We start from the raw sequence: 15,606 nt of genomic DNA, 5'->3' as shown, positions 1-15,606 counted from the left end.
GCCACGCCCGCGTCCCGTTTCTAAGGCCCTTTTGCATGTCCGATCCTCGCTATCAGGTCGACGTCAGCGTCACCACCCGCTTCCTGGCAGAACAGTCACAACCCGAACATAACCGTTTCGCCTTCGCCTACACGATCACCGTGCGCAACAACGGCTCGCTGCCGGCCAGGCTGCTGTCGCGGCACTGGGTCATCACCGATGGCGACGGTCATGTCGAAGAGGTGCGTGGCGAGGGTGTGGTCGGCCAGCAACCGCTGATCGACGCCGGCAACAGCCACAGCTACAGCAGCGGCACCGTGATGACGACCCGAGTTGGCACCATGCAGGGTACCTACCAGATGCTGGCCGAAGACGGCAAACGCTTCGATGCCGTCATCAAGCCCTTTCGCCTGGCGGTGCCCGGAGCCTTGCACTGATGGCCACCTATGCGGTCGGCGACCTGCAAGGTTGCCTCAGCCCACTCAAGTGTTTGCTGGAGCGGGTCGCCTTCGACCCGCAGAAAGACACGTTGTGGCTGGTGGGCGATCTGGTCAACCGCGGTCCGCAATCGCTTGAGACGTTGCGCTTCCTCTTCAGCATCCGCCATTCCCTGGTGTGCGTGCTCGGCAATCACGACCTGCACCTGTTGGCCGTCTGGCAAAACATAGAGCGTTTGAAGAAATCCGATACCTTGAAGGAAATCCTCGACGCCCCCGATTGCATCGAATTGTTGGAATGGCTGCGCCAGCAAAAGCTCATGCACTACGACGAACAGCGCAACCTGGCGCTGGTCCACGCCGGCATTCCGCCCCAGTGGTCCCTGCGCAGGGCGCTCAAGTGCGCCGGAGAAGTCGAACAGGCGCTACGCGACGACAACCTGTTCAGTCCCTACCTGGACGGCATGTATGGCAACGATCCAGTCAAATGGGACAACGACCTCACCGGCGTGACCCGCCTTCGGGTCATCACCAATTACTTCACCCGCATGCGCTTCTGCACCCGCGACGGCAAGCTCGACCTCAAGGGCAAGGAAGGCATCGAGACCGCACCACCCGGCTATGCACCCTGGTTCAAGCACAAGGAACGCAAGACCCGTAACCTGAAGATCATTTTCGGTCACTGGGCAGCCCTGCTGGGCCAATGCGACGAGCCAGGACTCTTTGCTCTCGATACCGGCTGCGTGTGGGGCGAAGCGCTGACACTGATGAACATTGATACCGGCGAACGACTGCGTTGCGACTGCGACGAACAAGGTCACGCCAATCCCCATCAACACCCGACCATTGCGTCATCGCCGACCGGCACCGCCGTCTGATCGGCGCCTGGCCTGCTACAGGAGCCCTCCCATGACTGAATTCAAACGTATTCCCCCGGCCCAAGCCCAGGCCCTGCGAGAGCAAGGCGCGGTCGTCGTCGACATCCGCGACCCTGCCACTTTTTCCGCCCTTCATATCAGCGGGTCCAAGCACCTGGATAACCATTCCCTGCATGACTTCATTACCAAGGCCGATCTTGACGCTCCGGTCGTGGTTGTTTGTTATCACGGCAATTCCAGCCAGAGCGCAGCCGCCTATCTGGTCGGCCAGGGCTTCACCGATGTCTATAGCCTGGATGGCGGCTTTGAACTCTGGCGCACGACTTATCCGTCAGAAACGGCGCAAGGCCCTCACGAATAATTTTTTATCCCGCCCCAAACCCGCGTGGACCGCGGGCTTGAGCGATAGCAGACGAACGGTCTGCCATAACTTATTACGCATTCCACCTGTGCCTCTCCGATTCCGAACTATTCTTAGCCTCAGGCCATCCAAAACAGGGGAGAGCCGGTACACCGGCGCGCGGATCATCGGGAGTCAGCTTTCAGGGACCTTCATCCTGGAAGCATTCTGGGGGGATAAACGGCAGCTGGATTCCCAGCGGCTGACCAGCAACGACTGATTGATCCGACACCGGCTCCACGTATCGAGCGAGGTGACGTCATGAGTATTTTTAGCCACTTCCAGCAACGTTTCGAGTCCACGCGGCAGGAGGAATACTCGCTGCAGGAATACCTCGAACTCTGCAAGCAGGACCGCAGTGCCTATGCATCGGCGGCAGAGCGTCTGTTGCTGGCAATCGGAGAACCCGAACTGCTGGATACCTCGACCAACTCGAGGCTCTCGCGGATTTTTTCCAACAAGGTGATCCGCCGCTATCCGGCCTTTGAAGACTTCCACGGGATGGAAGAATGCATCGACCAGATCGTGTCCTATTTCCGCCACGCAGCCCAAGGCCTGGAGGAGAAGAAGCAAATCCTCTATCTGCTTGGCCCGGTGGGTGGCGGTAAATCGTCCCTGGCCGAAAAACTCAAGCAACTGATCGAGAAGGTGCCCTTCTACGCGATCAAGGGCTCACCGGTCTTCGAATCGCCCCTGGGGCTGTTCAACGCCACCGAAGACGGCGCGATCCTCGAAGAAGACTTTGGCATTCCACGCCGCTACCTCAACACCATCATGTCGCCATGGGCCACCAAGCGCCTGGCCGAGTTCGGCGGTGACATCAGCCAGTTCAAGGTGGTCAAGCTCTACCCATCGATCCTCAACCAGATCGGGGTGGCCAAGACGGAACCGGGCGATGAGAACAACCAGGACATTTCGGCCCTGGTGGGCAAGGTCGATATCCGCAAGCTGGAAGAATTCCCGCAGAACGATGCCGATGCCTACAGCTACTCGGGCGCGCTGTGCAGGGCCAACCAGGGCCTGATGGAATTCGTCGAGATGTTCAAGGCGCCCATCAAAGTGCTGCACCCTTTGCTGACCGCAACCCAGGAAGGCAACTACAACAGTACCGAGGGCCTGGGGGCGATTCCATTCAGTGGCATCCTGCTGGCTCACTCGAACGAGTCGGAATGGCACACCTTCCGTAACAACAAGAACAACGAAGCGTTCATCGACCGGATCTACATCGTCAAGGTGCCGTACTGCCTGCGGGTCACCGATGAGGTGAAGATCTACGACAAGCTGCTGTTCAACAGCTCACTGGCCAAGGCCCATTGCGCCCCCGACACCTTGAAGATGCTGGCCCAGTTCACCGTGCTGTCGCGCCTCAAGGAGCCGGAGAACTCCAACATCTATTCGAAGATGCGGGTGTATGACGGAGAAAACCTCAAGGACACCGATCCGAAGGCCAAATCGATCCAGGAATACCGCGACAACGCGGGGGTCGATGAGGGCATGAACGGCCTGTCCACACGGTTCGCGTTCAAGATCCTGTCCAAGGTCTTCAACTTCGACCCCCACGAAATCGCCGCCAACCCGGTTCACCTGTTGTACGTGCTGGAACAGCAGATCGAGCAGGAACAGTTCCAGGCGGAAACCCGTGAGCGGTACCTGCGCTTCCTCAAGGAATACCTGGCCCCGCGTTATATCGAGTTCATTGGCAAGGAGATCCAGACCGCGTACCTGGAGTCCTACAGCGAATATGGCCAGAACATCTTCGACCGCTACGTGCTGTACGCAGACTTCTGGATTCAGGATCAGGAATACCGCGATCCGGAAACCGGGGAAATTCTCAACCGCGTAGCGCTCAACGAGGAGCTGGAAAAAATCGAGAAGCCGGCAGGCATCAGCAATCCGAAGGATTTCCGCAACGAAATCGTCAACTTCGTATTGCGGGCGCGAGCCAACAACAACGGCAAGAACCCCACCTGGCTCAGCTACGAAAAGCTGCGGGTGGTTATCGAGAAGAAAATGTTCTCCAACACCGAGGACCTGTTGCCGGTCATCAGCTTCAACGCCAAGGCCAGCAAGGAGGACCAGCAAAAACACAACGACTTCGTCACACGCATGGTCGAACGTGGCTACACCGACAAACAGGTACGGCTGCTTTCCGAGTGGTATCTGCGGGTCCGGAAATCGCAGTGAGGCAGTGAAGCGACAAGCAGCAAGCCATGGGCTACAAGGGCGCTCACCGTCCTTGTGCTCACGGCTTGCAGCTTGAAGCTGGGAACTTGAAGCTGCCCCGGAGGGCTCCCCATGAGCTATGTGATCGACCGACGCCTCAATGGCAAGAACAAGAGCACGGTGAACCGCCAGCGATTCCTGCGGCGATACCGTGACCACATCAAGAAGGCCGTGGAAGAAGCGGTCAGCCGCCGTTCCATTACCGACATGGAACATGGCGAACAGATCAGCATTCCCGGCCGCGACATCGACGAGCCGGTGCTGCACCATGGCCGCGGCGGCAAACAGACCGTCGTGCACCCCGGCAACAAGGAATTCACCAGCGGCGAGCACATCCCTCGCCCGCCGGGCGGAGGCGGTGGCAAGGGGCCCGGCAAGGCCGGTAACTCCGGCGAGGGCATGGACGAGTTCGTGTTCCAGATTACCCAGGAAGAATTCCTGGAGTTCATGTTCGAAGACCTGGAGCTGCCAAACCTGGTCAAACGCAACCTGACCGGCACCGATACCTTCAAGACCGTGCGCGCCGGCATCAGCAATGAAGGCAATCCATCTCGGATCAATATCATCCGCACGCTCCGGTCAGCCCACGCCCGGCGCATCGCCCTGTCGGGCAGCAGCCGGGCGAAACTGCGCGAGGTCAAGGAAGAGCTGTCTCGACTGAAGCGCGAGGAACCTGACAATTTCGGCGACATTCAGGATCTGGAAGCGGAAATAGAGAAACTCAGCGCCCGTATCCACCGGGTTCCGTTCCTCGACACCTTCGACCTCAAGTACAACTTGTTGGTCAAACAGCCAAACCCCAGCTCCAAGGCCGTGATGTTCTGCCTGATGGACGTTTCAGGCTCCATGACCCAAGCCACCAAGGATATCGCCAAGCGATTCTTCATCCTGCTGTATCTGTTTCTCAAGCGGAACTACGACAAGATCGATGTGGTGTTCATCCGCCATCACACCAGCGCCAGGGAAGTGGATGAAGAAGAGTTCTTCTACTCCAGGGAAACCGGCGGCACCATCGTCTCCAGCGCCTTGAAACTGATGCAGGAAATCATGGCCGAGCGTTATCCGGCCAATGAATGGAACATCTATGCAGCCCAGGCGTCCGACGGGGACAACTGGAACGACGACTCACCGATCTGCCGTGACATCCTGATCAACCAGATCATGCCGTTCGTCCAGTACTACACTTATGTGGAGATTACGCCACGGGAACATCAGGCCCTGTGGTATGAATACGAACGCATCGCCGAAGCCTTTTCCGACACGTTTGCGCAACAGCAACTGGTCTCGGCCGGGGATATCTACCCGGTCTTCCGTGAACTCTTCCAGCGCAGGTTAGTGACATGACCGCCAAAAAAGAGCAGAAGCGCCAACCCATCTCCACCGGCTCCGAATGGACGTTCGAGCTTATCCAGGCCTACGACCGCGAAATCAGCCGTATCGCGGATCGTTATGCCCTCGACACCTACCCCAACCAGATCGAGGTGATCACCGCCGAGCAAATGATGGACGCCTACGCGTCGGTCGGCATGCCGCTGGGTTATCACCACTGGTCCTATGGCAAGCACTTCCTCAGCACTGAAAAGTCCTACAGTCGCGGTCAGATGGGACTGGCTTATGAGATCGTGATCAATTCCGACCCCTGCATCGCCTATCTGATGGAAGAAAACACCATTTGCATGCAGGCACTGGTGGTGGCGCACGCGTGCTATGGCCATAACAGTTTCTTCAAGGGCAACTACCTGTTCCGCACCTGGACCGACGCCAGTTCGATCATCGATTACCTGGTATTCGCCAAGCAGTACATCATGCAATGCGAGGAGCGCCACGGCATCGATGCCGTGGAAGATCTCCTGGACTCCTGCCATGCCCTGATGAACTACGGAGTGGATCGCTACAAAAGGCCCTATCCGATTTCCGCGGAAGAAGAGCGCCGGCGCCAGAAAGACCGGGAAGAACACCTGCAAAAGCAGATCAATGACCTGTGGCGCACCATCCCCAAGGGTGCCGACAAGTACAGTGAGAAGGACAACGCACGGTTCCCCGCCGAACCCCAGGAAAACATTCTCTATTTCATTGAAAAACACGCTCCGCTGCTGGAACCGTGGCAACGGGAAATCGTGCGCATCGTGCGCAAGATTGCCCAGTATTTCTACCCGCAACGCCAGACCCAGGTCATGAACGAGGGGTGGGCCACGTTCTGGCATTACACCTTGATGAACGACCTGTATGACGAAGGCCTGGTCACCGACGGTTTCATGATGGAGTTCCTGACGTCCCACACCAGCGTGGTGTTCCAACCCGGATTCGACAGCCCTTATTACAGCGGCATCAACCCTTATGCACTGGGTTTTGCCATGTACCGCGACATACGGCGCATGTGCGAAAACCCCACCGAAGAGGACCGCCGCTGGTTTCCGGAAATTGCCGGCTCGGATTGGTTGTCCACGATCAAGTTCGCCATGAGCAGCTTCAAGGACGAGAGTTTTATCCTGCAATACCTCTCGCCCAAAGTGATCCGCGACCTGAAATTGTTCAGCATCCTCGATGACGACCAGAAGGACGACTTGCTGGTGCCCGCCATCCACGATGAAAGCGGTTACCGCACCATCCGCGAAACCCTGGCCGCGCAATACAACCTGGGCAATCGCGAGCCTAACGTACAGATCTACAGCATCGACCGCCGGGGGGATCGCTCGCTGACCTTGCGTCACCAGGCGCACAACCGTAAACCGCTGGGCGACTCCACGGATGAAGTACTCAAGCACTTGCATCGCCTGTGGGGCTTCGACATCCACCTGGAAACCCTGCAGGGCGACCAGGTCATGAAAACCCACCATGTCCCCCCCAGAAACGAACAGACTGAAGGCGATTACGGCCGCCTGGACCTGGCCGTCATCCATCTTTGATCCCGTTTTCGCCTCCGTTGGCCCGACGCAAAGGTTATCCTGTCGGATCAACGGAGGTTTTTTATGCAGATCTATAAAGTCGGCGGCGCCGTTCGCGATCGCTTGCTGGGCATCCCCGTCGCCGACATCGACCGGGTCGTGGTGGGCGCCACCGCCGAGGAAATGCTCGCCAAAGGGTTTCGCCCCGTGGGTGCTGACTTTCCCGTGTTTCTCGACCCGCGCACGGGCGAGGAATACGCCCTCGCCCGCACGGAACGCAAAAGCGGCCGGGGTTACGGCGGCTTCGTGTTTCATGCCAGCCCTGAAGTCACCCTTGAGGAAGACCTGGTTCGCAGGGACCTGACGATCAATGCCATGGCGGAAGATGATCATGGCAACCTCACCGACCCCTACCACGGCCAGCGCGACCTCGAAGCCCGCCTGCTGCGCCACGTTTCTCCGGCGTTTGCCGAAGATCCGCTCCGAGTCCTGCGGGTTGCCCGCTTTGCCGCCCGTTATGCTCCGCTGGGTTTCAAGGTTGCGGACGAGACTCTGGAGCTGATGCGCCGGCTCAGCGATTCTGGCGAACTGGAAGCCTTGACCGCCGAGCGCAGCTGGAAGGAAATTTCCCGCGCCCTCATGGAAAACCAGCCACAGGTGTTCATCCAGGTCCTCCGCGACTGCGATGCCCTGAAGGTCCTGATGCCTGAGGTCGATGCGCTATTCGGCGTGCCGCAACCCGAAGCCCATCACCCGGAAATCGATACCGGCGTACACACCCTGAGCGTGCTGGAACAGGCCGCCCTGCATCAACAACCGCTGACAGTCCGCTGGGCCTGCCTGTTGCATGATCTCGGCAAAGCCCTGACACCCGAGCAGGATTGGCCGCGACACATCGCCCATGAGCACAAGGGATTGAAACCGATCAAGGCGGTTAACGAACGCTTCAAGGTGCCACGGGACTGCCAGGAATTGGCGCTATTGGTTGGGCAATATCACACCCATGGCCATCGTGCGCTCGAATTGAAAGCGTCCACCTTGCTCGAATTGCTACAAAGCTTTGATGTGTACCGCCGCCCCCAGCGCTTCGAAGAGTTTATCGCAGCCTGCGAAATGGATGCCCGAGGCCGTAAAGGCTTGGAAAATCGAAGTTATCCACAAGCGGATTATCTGCGCGGCGCGGCAGCGGTGGCGCGCGGGGTGGCGGTGCAGCCATTGCTGGAGAAAGGCTTCAAAGGGCCTGAACTGGGGGAGGCGATCAAGCGCGAGCGGCTCAGGGCTTTGAAAGCGTACAAGGAGGGAGCGAACTGACAGGGCTTCATGCCCGCTTGCACATTCAACGGACGAGTGACCGCCATCGCGAGCAGGCTCGCCCCCACAGTGTCGGTATCGGATACCTCTGTGGGAGCGAGCCTGCTCGCGATGGCGTCAGGAAATTCGCAACAGGTCCGAAGACGTCAGCTGCTCGCCCCGCCATTCAAAAGCCACCGGCGCCAGGACCTGATCAATCTGCGATTCGTCCCACAACGTGGCAAAACTTTTACCTACGCTTGGGTGAACGCGATCCGGCGCAATCAACGACAATGGCCACAAGACAAAGGCATTTTTCAGAATTTCCGCTCGCGGCAGAATCAGACCATCGAAATTGCCGACCTGCTCGCCATACAACAACACGTCGATGTCCAGCGGCAGCCCCTTGCGGTCCGGTGCATAACGACCATTGTCCGCCTCGATGCACTTGAGACGACGATCCAGCTCCATCAACGGCAGGTCCGTGAAGGCCGACACGACGAAATTGAAGAAAGGCCCACTCTTGATGCCCACCGGCTGGCTCTCGAACACCGCCGAACAGCGCATGTCCACCAGAAACGCCGCAAGGGCTTCAAGCCCCGCGCACAAATGGGTTTCGCGCTCGATATTGCTGCCGAGCCCGAGAAAAACCTGTGTCAGCGACATCCGCGCTCGATCTCCACACCCACTCCGCTGGCCGCCGGAACCGCGCCAGGCTTGGTTACTTTCAGACGCAACCAGGTAATCTTGAACTCATCCATCAGTTCCTGGGCCAGCCGCTCGGCGAAAGTCTCGACCAACTCGAACCGGGCCTGCTCGGCAAATGCCTGGATGCGCGATGTGACACTGGCGTAGTCGAGCGCCAGACTCAGGTCATCGCCTGCAGCGGCCGGGCGATTATCCCAAGCGAAACGCAGATCCAGCCGCAGGCACTGTCGGATGTCTCGCTCCCAGTCGTAGGCACCGATTACCGTGTCGACTTCCAGGCCCTCGATAAACACTCTGTCCAAGCACTCTTCTCCGCAGCACGACAAGGGCGCAATGCGCCGTTAGAATCAGGGCATCCTCGCCCGGAATAGTTAGCATGTTTTGGTTACTGGCGATCCTCGCCTACCTGCTCGGCTCGCTGTCCTTCGCCATTGTGCTCAGCCGCCTGACGGGTCACCCCGACCCGCGAATGAGTGGTTCAGGCAATGCCGGCGCCACCAACATGCTGCGCCTGGCCGGACGCAAACTCGCCGTCCTGACCTTGCTTGGCGACCTCTGCAAAGGCCTTGTGCCAGTCCTGATCGCCAGCCTTGCAGGGCTTTCCTTGCAGCAACAGGCCTGGATCGGTGTCTGCGCGGTCATCGGTCATCTGTTCCCGCTGTACTTCCGCTTTCGGGGCGGCAAGGGTGTCGCCACCGCCGCCGGCATGCTGCTGGGCCTGTATCCGCCCGCCGCACTGCTGGCCGTCTCGGCCTGGCTGCTGATGTTCTACCTGACCCGCACCAGCTCATTGGCTGCACTGATCGCCACTCCGCTGACCCTGCCGTTGCTGGCCTGGCAGGAACCCGAGGCCTTGCTGCCAATGACCGCACTGGTGGCGCTGATCGTCTGGCGTCACCGGGGCAATCTACGCGACCTGTTCGCCGGGCGCGAACGGCATTTTTAAATACTTCACAACGGCGACAGCTGCTCCATGGGCCAGCGCGCCTGCACACTGATCGCCAGGCTTTCCTGTTGGCCGGCCTGCAGGCGCTGACAGCCGGCAAAGGCGATCATCGCGCCGTTATCGGTGCAGAATTGCGGCCGGGCGTAATAAACATCGCCTTTCATGTCGCCAAGCATTTTTTCCAGCGACACCCGCAGGGCCTTGTTCGCGCTCACGCCGCCGGCGATGACCAGGCGCTTGAGCCCGGCCTGTTTCAAGGCGCGCTTGCATTTGATGGTCAAAGTCTCCACCACGGCCTGCTGGAACGCCAGCGAGATGTCGCAACGGGCTTGCTCATGGTCGCCCCCGGCGCTGACGCACTGTTGCCAGGTGTTCAGGGCGAAGGTCTTCAAGCCACTGAAACTGAAATCCAGCCCCGGGCGGTCGCACATCGGCCGGGGAAACAGGAAGCGCCCCTCAACCCCTTGAGTCGCTAGCCGTGCGATTTCCGGTCCACCCGGATAATTGAGGCCCATCATCTTTGCGGTTTTGTCAAAAGCTTCGCCAGCCGCGTCGTCCAGGCTTTCCCCCATCAGCGCGTATTGACCGATACCGTCGACCCGGACCAGTTGCGTATGGCCGCCGGAAACCAACAAAGCGACGAACGGAAACTCCGGCGGCTGCGGCTCCAGCATGGGCGCCAGCAGATGGCCTTCCATGTGATGCACGCCCAAGGCGGGTATGCCCCAGGCAAAAGCCAACGCCTGGGCACAGGAAGCCCCGACCAACAACGCCCCCACCAGGCCCGGCCCGGCGGTGTAGGCAACGGCATCGATCTCGGTCGGCACACAGTCGGCTTCGGCTAGGACCTGACGTATCAGGGGCAGCATGCGCTTGACGTGATCGCGGGACGCAAGCTCGGGCACCACGCCGCCGTAGGCGCGGTGCAGGTCGATCTGACTGAACAGCGCATCGGCCAGCAGGCCGCGTTCACTGTCGTAAAGCGCGACGCCGGTTTCGTCGCAGGAAGTTTCTAATCCCAGTACTAGCATGGGTTTGCGCCTTGTGGAGGCTGAATTCGAAGGCGCGCATAATAGTCGCCACGTTGTGCCCCGACCAGCGGTTTTCGATCAGAGGCTTTGCATTCCTGGCGTTGAGGGGTTAACATCCGCAACCCTTAAAAACCGACGTCTTCAAGTGCTCTTTTGCCGCGAGGATGTTGACCCCGGTAATGAATGAAGGTAGCTCTGGATGCCAGCCGTCAAAGTAAAAGAGAACGAACCCTTCGACGTAGCTCTGCGTCGTTTCAAGCGCTCCTGCGAAAAAGCCGGTGTTCTGGCTGAAGTTCGTAGCCGCGAATTCTACGAGAAGCCGACTTCCGAGCGTAAGCGCAAAGCAGCAGCCGCTGTTAAGCGTCACGCCAAGAAAGTTCAGCGCGAACAGCGCCGCGCCGTACGTCTGTACTAATACACAGACGTTCGTAGCAAGCTTCTGCCAAGCCCGGCCTTCAAGCCGGGCTTATGGCATTTGCGGAATAACGCTTGATGCTTCACTGTCAAAGCCGCAGACGCGACCGAGACAACTGCTTCATCACGTCAGACCTGGCTCTTTTGCCAGCGGTGCACGTCTCTTCTGACGAGCCTTCCAAGGCTACTGACGAGCACACCCTGATTCCTCTAACGACGATCAGCCCATGGCACCTGCTTGCGTGCCCGCTCGATGAGCTATCCGAGGCCTGACCGGCCGTTACCGGATTCAGCGCAACATATTCAAACAGTCGAATACTGATGGTAATTAACGTCAGTGGATTATCGGCAGATACACTTCCCGACAGCAATGATGCAGACAACCCGGTCGAGCCACCGTTTACAGTGTCTCAAAACCAGGACCCGGTTACGCCTGCTGATTCCGGGCCCCTATTTCGCGCAGTGATGATGAGAACGCCATGGCCGGGCTGATTCCCCAGAGCTTTATTGACGACCTCCTGAACCGCACCGACATCGTCGATGTGGTCAGCTCTCGCTTGCAAATGAAAAAGGCCGGCAAGAACTACACCGCCTGCTGTCCGTTCCACAAGGAAAAAACCCCCTCCTTCAGCGTCAGCCCCGACAAGCAGTTCTATTACTGCTTTGGCTGTGGCGCTGGCGGCAATGCCCTCGGTTTCATCATGGACCACGACAACCTGGATTTCCCCCAGGCCGTCGAAGAACTGGCCAAAGCCGCCGGCATGGAAATTCCTCGCGAGGAAAGCGGTCGGGCGCACAAGCCGCGCCAACCCACCGACTCGCCGCTCTATCCGCTGCTGACCGCGGCGGCTGATTTTTATCGCCAGGCCCTGAAAAGCCATCCGGCCCGCAAGGCCGCGGTGGATTACCTCAAGGGCCGCGGCCTGACCGGCGAAATCGCCCGGGACTTCGGCCTCGGCTTCGCCCCGCCGGGCTGGGACAATCTGTACAAGCACTTGAGCAGCGACACGCTGCAGCAGCGCGCCATGATCGACGCCGGCCTACTGATCGAGAACGCCGAAACCGGCAAGCGCTATGACCGCTTCCGCGACCGGGTAATGTTCCCGATCCGTGATACGCGCGGGCGAATCATTGCCTTCGGCGGCCGGGTATTGGGCGACGACAAGCCCAAGTATTTGAATTCACCGGAAACACCGGTGTTCCATAAGGGCCAAGAACTGTACGGCTTGTACGAAGCCCGCAAGAACAACCGCAACCTCGACGAAATCATCGTCGTCGAAGGTTACATGGACGTCATTGCTCTCGCCCAACAGGGCCTGCGCAACGCCGTTGCGACGCTGGGCACGGCCACCAGCGAAGAGCACATGAAGCGGCTTTTCCGTGTCGTGCCCAGTGTGCTGTTCTGTTTCGACGGCGACCAGGCCGGCCGCAATGCCGCCTGGCGCGCACTGGAAGCCACGCTGCCATGCCTGCAGGATGGCCGACGGGCACGCTTTCTGTTCCTGCCGGAAGGCGAGGACCCGGATACCCTGGTGCGCTCAGAAGGCACCGATGCGTTCCGCGCGCGGATCAATCAACATGCGCAGCCATTGGCCGATTATTTTTTCCAGCAGTTGACCGAAGAGGCCGACCCGCGCTCCCTCGAAGGCAAGGCCCACATGGTCACCCTCGCGGCACCGCTGATCGACAAGGTACCCGGCGCCAACCTGCGCACACTGATGCGCCAGCGCCTGACCGAAATCACCGGGCTCAACAGCGAAGCGGTCAGCCAACTGGCCCATAGCACCCCTGCGGAGGCACCACCGGCGTACGACCCGGGCATCGACTACGACGCGATGCCGGATTTCGCCGACTACCATCATCCGCAGCAGGACTATGGGCCGCAGCAGGAATGGACACCGAAAAAAGCCGGTAGCGGCGGCAAGAAATGGGACAAGAAACCCTGGGACAAGAACGGCAAGCGCGGCGATCGCGACCAACCACGTGCCCCACGCGTGCCGGTAGGCGTCGAAGCACCAACTCTGATTGCTCTTCGCACGCTCATTCATCACCCGCAGATGGCTAGCAAGGTCGAAACTGCTGATCATTTCGCAAATGAGAGCAATACCTATGCCCAGCTACTGGTGGCACTGGTCGAGGCCGTGCAGAAAAATCCTAAGCTAAGCTCCATTCAGCTCATGGCTCGCTGGCACGGAACCGATCAGGGGCGCCTGCTTAAGGCGTTAGCAGAAAAAGAGTGGTTGATTGCAAATGACAATCTTGAACAACAGTTTTTAGACACCATTACTAGGTTATCCGCGGGTCAACACGCACAGAACCTGGAAGACCTCATCAGGAAAGCAAGACAGCCGGGGCTGACCGCGGAGGACGCCAGCCAGATAGCAAATGAGATGCGTGAACTATTAAAACGCAATGTCTCCACATCAAACCCGACCTCAACTGGCGCGTGAGGTCACAGCTCAGGTATAATCCTCGGCTTGTTTTTTGCCCGCCAAGACCTTCAGTGGATAGGGTGTTATGTCCGGAAAAGCGCAACAGCAGTCTCGTATCAAAGAGTTGATCCTATTGGGTCGTGAGCAGGGCTACCTGACTTACGCGGAGGTCAACGACCACCTGCCGGAGGATATTTCAGATCCGGAACAGGTGGAAGACATCATCCGCATGATCAACGACATGGGGATCAACGTATTCGAGGTTGCGCCAGATAAGGATGCCCTTATGCTGGCCGACGCCGATACCGACGAGGCGGCCGCTGAAGAAGCGGCCGCAGCGCTGGCGGCTGTCGAGACCGACATTGGTCGCACCACCGACCCTGTGCGCATGTACATGCGTGAAATGGGTACGGTAGAGCTTCTCACGCGTGAAGGCGAAATCGAAATCGCCAAGCGTATTGAAGAAGGCATCCGTGAAGTGATGGGCGCAATCGCGCACTTCCCTGGCACGGTCGACCATATTCTCTCCGAGTACACTCGCGTCACCACCGAGGGTGGCCGCCTGTCCGACGTCCTGAGTGGCTACATCGACCCGGACGACGGCACCACGCCGCCTGCCGCCGAAGTGCCGCCGCCAATCGACGCCAAAGCCGAGAAGGCCGACGACGACAGCGATGACGACGACGCAGAAGCCAGCGATGACGAAGAAGAAGCCGAAAGCGGCCCTGATCCGATCGTCGCCGCACAGCGCTTCGGCGCTGTAGCCGAGCAGATGGAAATCACCCGCAAGGCGCTGAAAAAGCACGGTCGCGACAACAAGCAGGCGATTGCCGAGCTGTTGGCCCTGGCCGAGTTGTTCATGCCGATCAAGCTGGTGCCCAAGCAATTCGAAGGCCTGGTCGAGCGCGTTCGCAGCGCCCTGGATCGTCTGCGTCAGCAAGAGCGCGCGATCATGCAACTGTGCGTGCGTGATGCCCGCATGCCACGTGCCGACTTCCTGCGTCAGTTCCCCGGTAACGAAGTCGACGAAAGCTGGACCGATGCATTGGCCAAAGGCAAGACCAAATACGCCGAAGCCATTGCCCGCCTGCAACCGGACATCGTTCGTTGCCAGCAGAAGCTGAGCGCGCTGGAGACCGAAACGGGCCTGAGCATCGCCGAGATCAAGGACATCAACCGTCGCATGTCGATCGGTGAGGCCAAGGCCCGCCGCGCGAAGAAAGAGATGGTCGAAGCGAACTTGCGTCTGGTGATCTCGATTGCCAAGAAGTACACCAACCGCGGCCTGCAATTCCTCGACCTGATCCAGGAAGGCAACATCGGCCTGATGAAAGCGGTGGACAAGTTCGAATACCGTCGCGGCTATAAGTTCTCGACCTATGCCACCTGGTGGATCCGCCAGGCGATCACCCGTTCGATCGCCGACCAGGCCCGCACCATCCGTATCCCGGTGCACATGATCGAGACCATCAACAAGCTCAACCGTATTTCCCGGCAGATGTTGCAGGAAATGGGTCGCGAACCGACTCCGGAAGAGCTGGGCGAACGCATGGAAATGCCTGAGGACAAGATCCGCAAGGTATTGAAGATCGCCAAAGAGCCGATCTCCATGGAAACGCCGATCGGTGATGATGAAGACTCCCATCTGGGTGACTTCATCGAAGACTCCACGATGCAGTCGCCGATCGATGTCGCCACCGTCGAGAGCCTCAAGGAAGCGACCCGTGAAGTACTCTCCGGCCTCACAGCCCGTGAAGCCAAGGTACTGCGCATGCGTTTCGGCATCGATATGAATACCGACCACACCCTCGAGGAAGTCGGTAAGCAGTTTGACGTGACGCGCGAGCGGATTCGTCAGATCGAAGCCAAGGCGTTGCGCAAACTGCGCCACCCGACACGAAGCGAGCATCTGCGCTCCTTCCTCGACGAGTGACCTTCAAAACCCCCGGCCCTGCCGGGGGTTTTGCCATATGCAGATAAAAT

Annotated in this window: 14 protein-coding genes; 11 read left to right on the top strand and 3 right to left on the bottom strand. The window is 59.2% G+C overall.

The features are described 5' to 3' along the window. Window positions 1–35: 35 nt before the first annotated feature. The 7 genes from apaG to ACODTO_RS19175 all read left to right on the top strand — a co-directional run bounded on the left by apaG (window position 36) and on the right by ACODTO_RS19175 (window position 8,113). Window positions 36–416 carry a Co2+/Mg2+ efflux protein ApaG gene (gene apaG, locus ACODTO_RS19205; RefSeq protein ID WP_041023945.1) on the top strand — a complete coding sequence of 127 codons (381 nt, stop codon included), beginning with the start codon at window positions 36–38 and terminating at the stop codon, window positions 414–416. Next, on the top strand, window positions 416–1,294 hold the full coding sequence (locus ACODTO_RS19200; protein WP_139640599.1) for a symmetrical bis(5'-nucleosyl)-tetraphosphatase: 879 nt from the start codon (window positions 416–418) through the stop codon (window positions 1,292–1,294). Before apaG ends, ACODTO_RS19200 begins: the two co-directional genes overlap by 1 nt. 31 nt (window positions 1,295–1,325) lie before the next feature. Then, window positions 1,326–1,655, top strand: a complete 330-nt coding sequence (gene glpE / locus ACODTO_RS19195) for a thiosulfate sulfurtransferase GlpE (RefSeq protein ID WP_139640601.1) — start codon at window positions 1,326–1,328, stop codon at window positions 1,653–1,655. Window positions 1,656–1,955: 300 nt separating this feature from the next. Next, the gene (locus tag ACODTO_RS19190; protein ID WP_041023943.1) at window positions 1,956–3,878 is read left to right on the top strand and encodes a PrkA family serine protein kinase; all 1,923 of its coding nucleotides are present in this window, start codon (window positions 1,956–1,958) and stop codon (window positions 3,876–3,878) included. 111 nt (window positions 3,879–3,989) lie between these two features. Next, complete coding sequence (locus tag ACODTO_RS19185) at window positions 3,990–5,261, top strand: YeaH/YhbH family protein (RefSeq protein ID WP_489106912.1); 1,272 nt, start codon at window positions 3,990–3,992, stop codon at window positions 5,259–5,261. Next, complete coding sequence (locus ACODTO_RS19180) at window positions 5,258–6,823, top strand: SpoVR family protein (protein WP_175384780.1); 1,566 nt, start codon at window positions 5,258–5,260, stop codon at window positions 6,821–6,823. Before ACODTO_RS19185 ends, ACODTO_RS19180 begins: the two co-directional genes overlap by 4 nt. Window positions 6,824–6,886: 63 nt before the next feature. Beyond that, window positions 6,887–8,113, top strand: coding sequence for a multifunctional CCA addition/repair protein (locus ACODTO_RS19175; protein WP_175362410.1), 1,227 nt, complete (start codon window positions 6,887–6,889; stop codon window positions 8,111–8,113). Window positions 8,114–8,230: 117 nt separating this feature from the next. On the opposite strand, the gene folK is transcribed toward ACODTO_RS19175, so the two are convergent. Together folK and folB are read right to left on the bottom strand one after the other, a co-directional pair. Then, on the bottom strand, window positions 8,231–8,758 hold the full coding sequence (folK, locus tag ACODTO_RS19170) for a 2-amino-4-hydroxy-6-hydroxymethyldihydropteridine diphosphokinase (protein WP_139640608.1): 528 nt from the start codon (window positions 8,756–8,758) through the stop codon (window positions 8,231–8,233). Then, a complete protein-coding gene (gene folB, locus ACODTO_RS19165; protein WP_139640610.1) occupies window positions 8,749–9,102 on the bottom strand; it encodes a dihydroneopterin aldolase in 354 nt (117 codons plus the stop codon). Before folB ends, folK begins: the two co-directional genes overlap by 10 nt. 74 nt (window positions 9,103–9,176) lie before the next feature. Here folB and plsY point away from each other — a divergent pair, with 74 nt between their 5' ends. After that, on the top strand, window positions 9,177–9,746 hold the full coding sequence (gene plsY / locus ACODTO_RS19160; RefSeq protein WP_024777402.1) for a glycerol-3-phosphate 1-O-acyltransferase PlsY: 570 nt from the start codon (window positions 9,177–9,179) through the stop codon (window positions 9,744–9,746). A 5-nt stretch (window positions 9,747–9,751) separates the two neighbouring features. Here plsY and tsaD read toward each other — a convergent pair whose 3' ends face one another. Continuing rightward, window positions 9,752–10,777: a tRNA (adenosine(37)-N6)-threonylcarbamoyltransferase complex transferase subunit TsaD gene (gene tsaD, locus ACODTO_RS19155; protein ID WP_139640612.1), complete on the bottom strand. Its 1,026-nt coding sequence runs from the start codon at window positions 10,775–10,777 to the stop codon at window positions 9,752–9,754. Between the two features lie 199 nt (window positions 10,778–10,976). On the opposite strand from tsaD, the gene rpsU reads away from it, so the two are divergent. The 3 genes from rpsU (at window position 10,977) to rpoD (ending at window position 15,556) form a co-directional block, all read left to right on the top strand. Further along, the gene (rpsU, locus tag ACODTO_RS19150; RefSeq protein WP_002551877.1) at window positions 10,977–11,192 is read left to right on the top strand and encodes a 30S ribosomal protein S21; all 216 of its coding nucleotides are present in this window, start codon (window positions 10,977–10,979) and stop codon (window positions 11,190–11,192) included. Window positions 11,193–11,670: 478 nt separating this feature from the next. Beyond that, complete coding sequence (dnaG, locus tag ACODTO_RS19145) at window positions 11,671–13,641, top strand: DNA primase (protein ID WP_175384779.1); 1,971 nt, start codon at window positions 11,671–11,673, stop codon at window positions 13,639–13,641. A gap of 67 nt (window positions 13,642–13,708) precedes the next feature. Next, entirely contained in the window at window positions 13,709–15,556 is a 1,848-nt protein-coding gene (gene rpoD / locus ACODTO_RS19140) for an RNA polymerase sigma factor RpoD (protein ID WP_139640616.1), read from the top strand. Window positions 15,557–15,606: the final 50 nt, after the last annotated feature.

The sequence above is a fragment of the Pseudomonas sp. FG13 genome (assembly GCF_057809755.1).
This window is presented reverse-complemented; position numbering and strand designations above follow the sequence as displayed.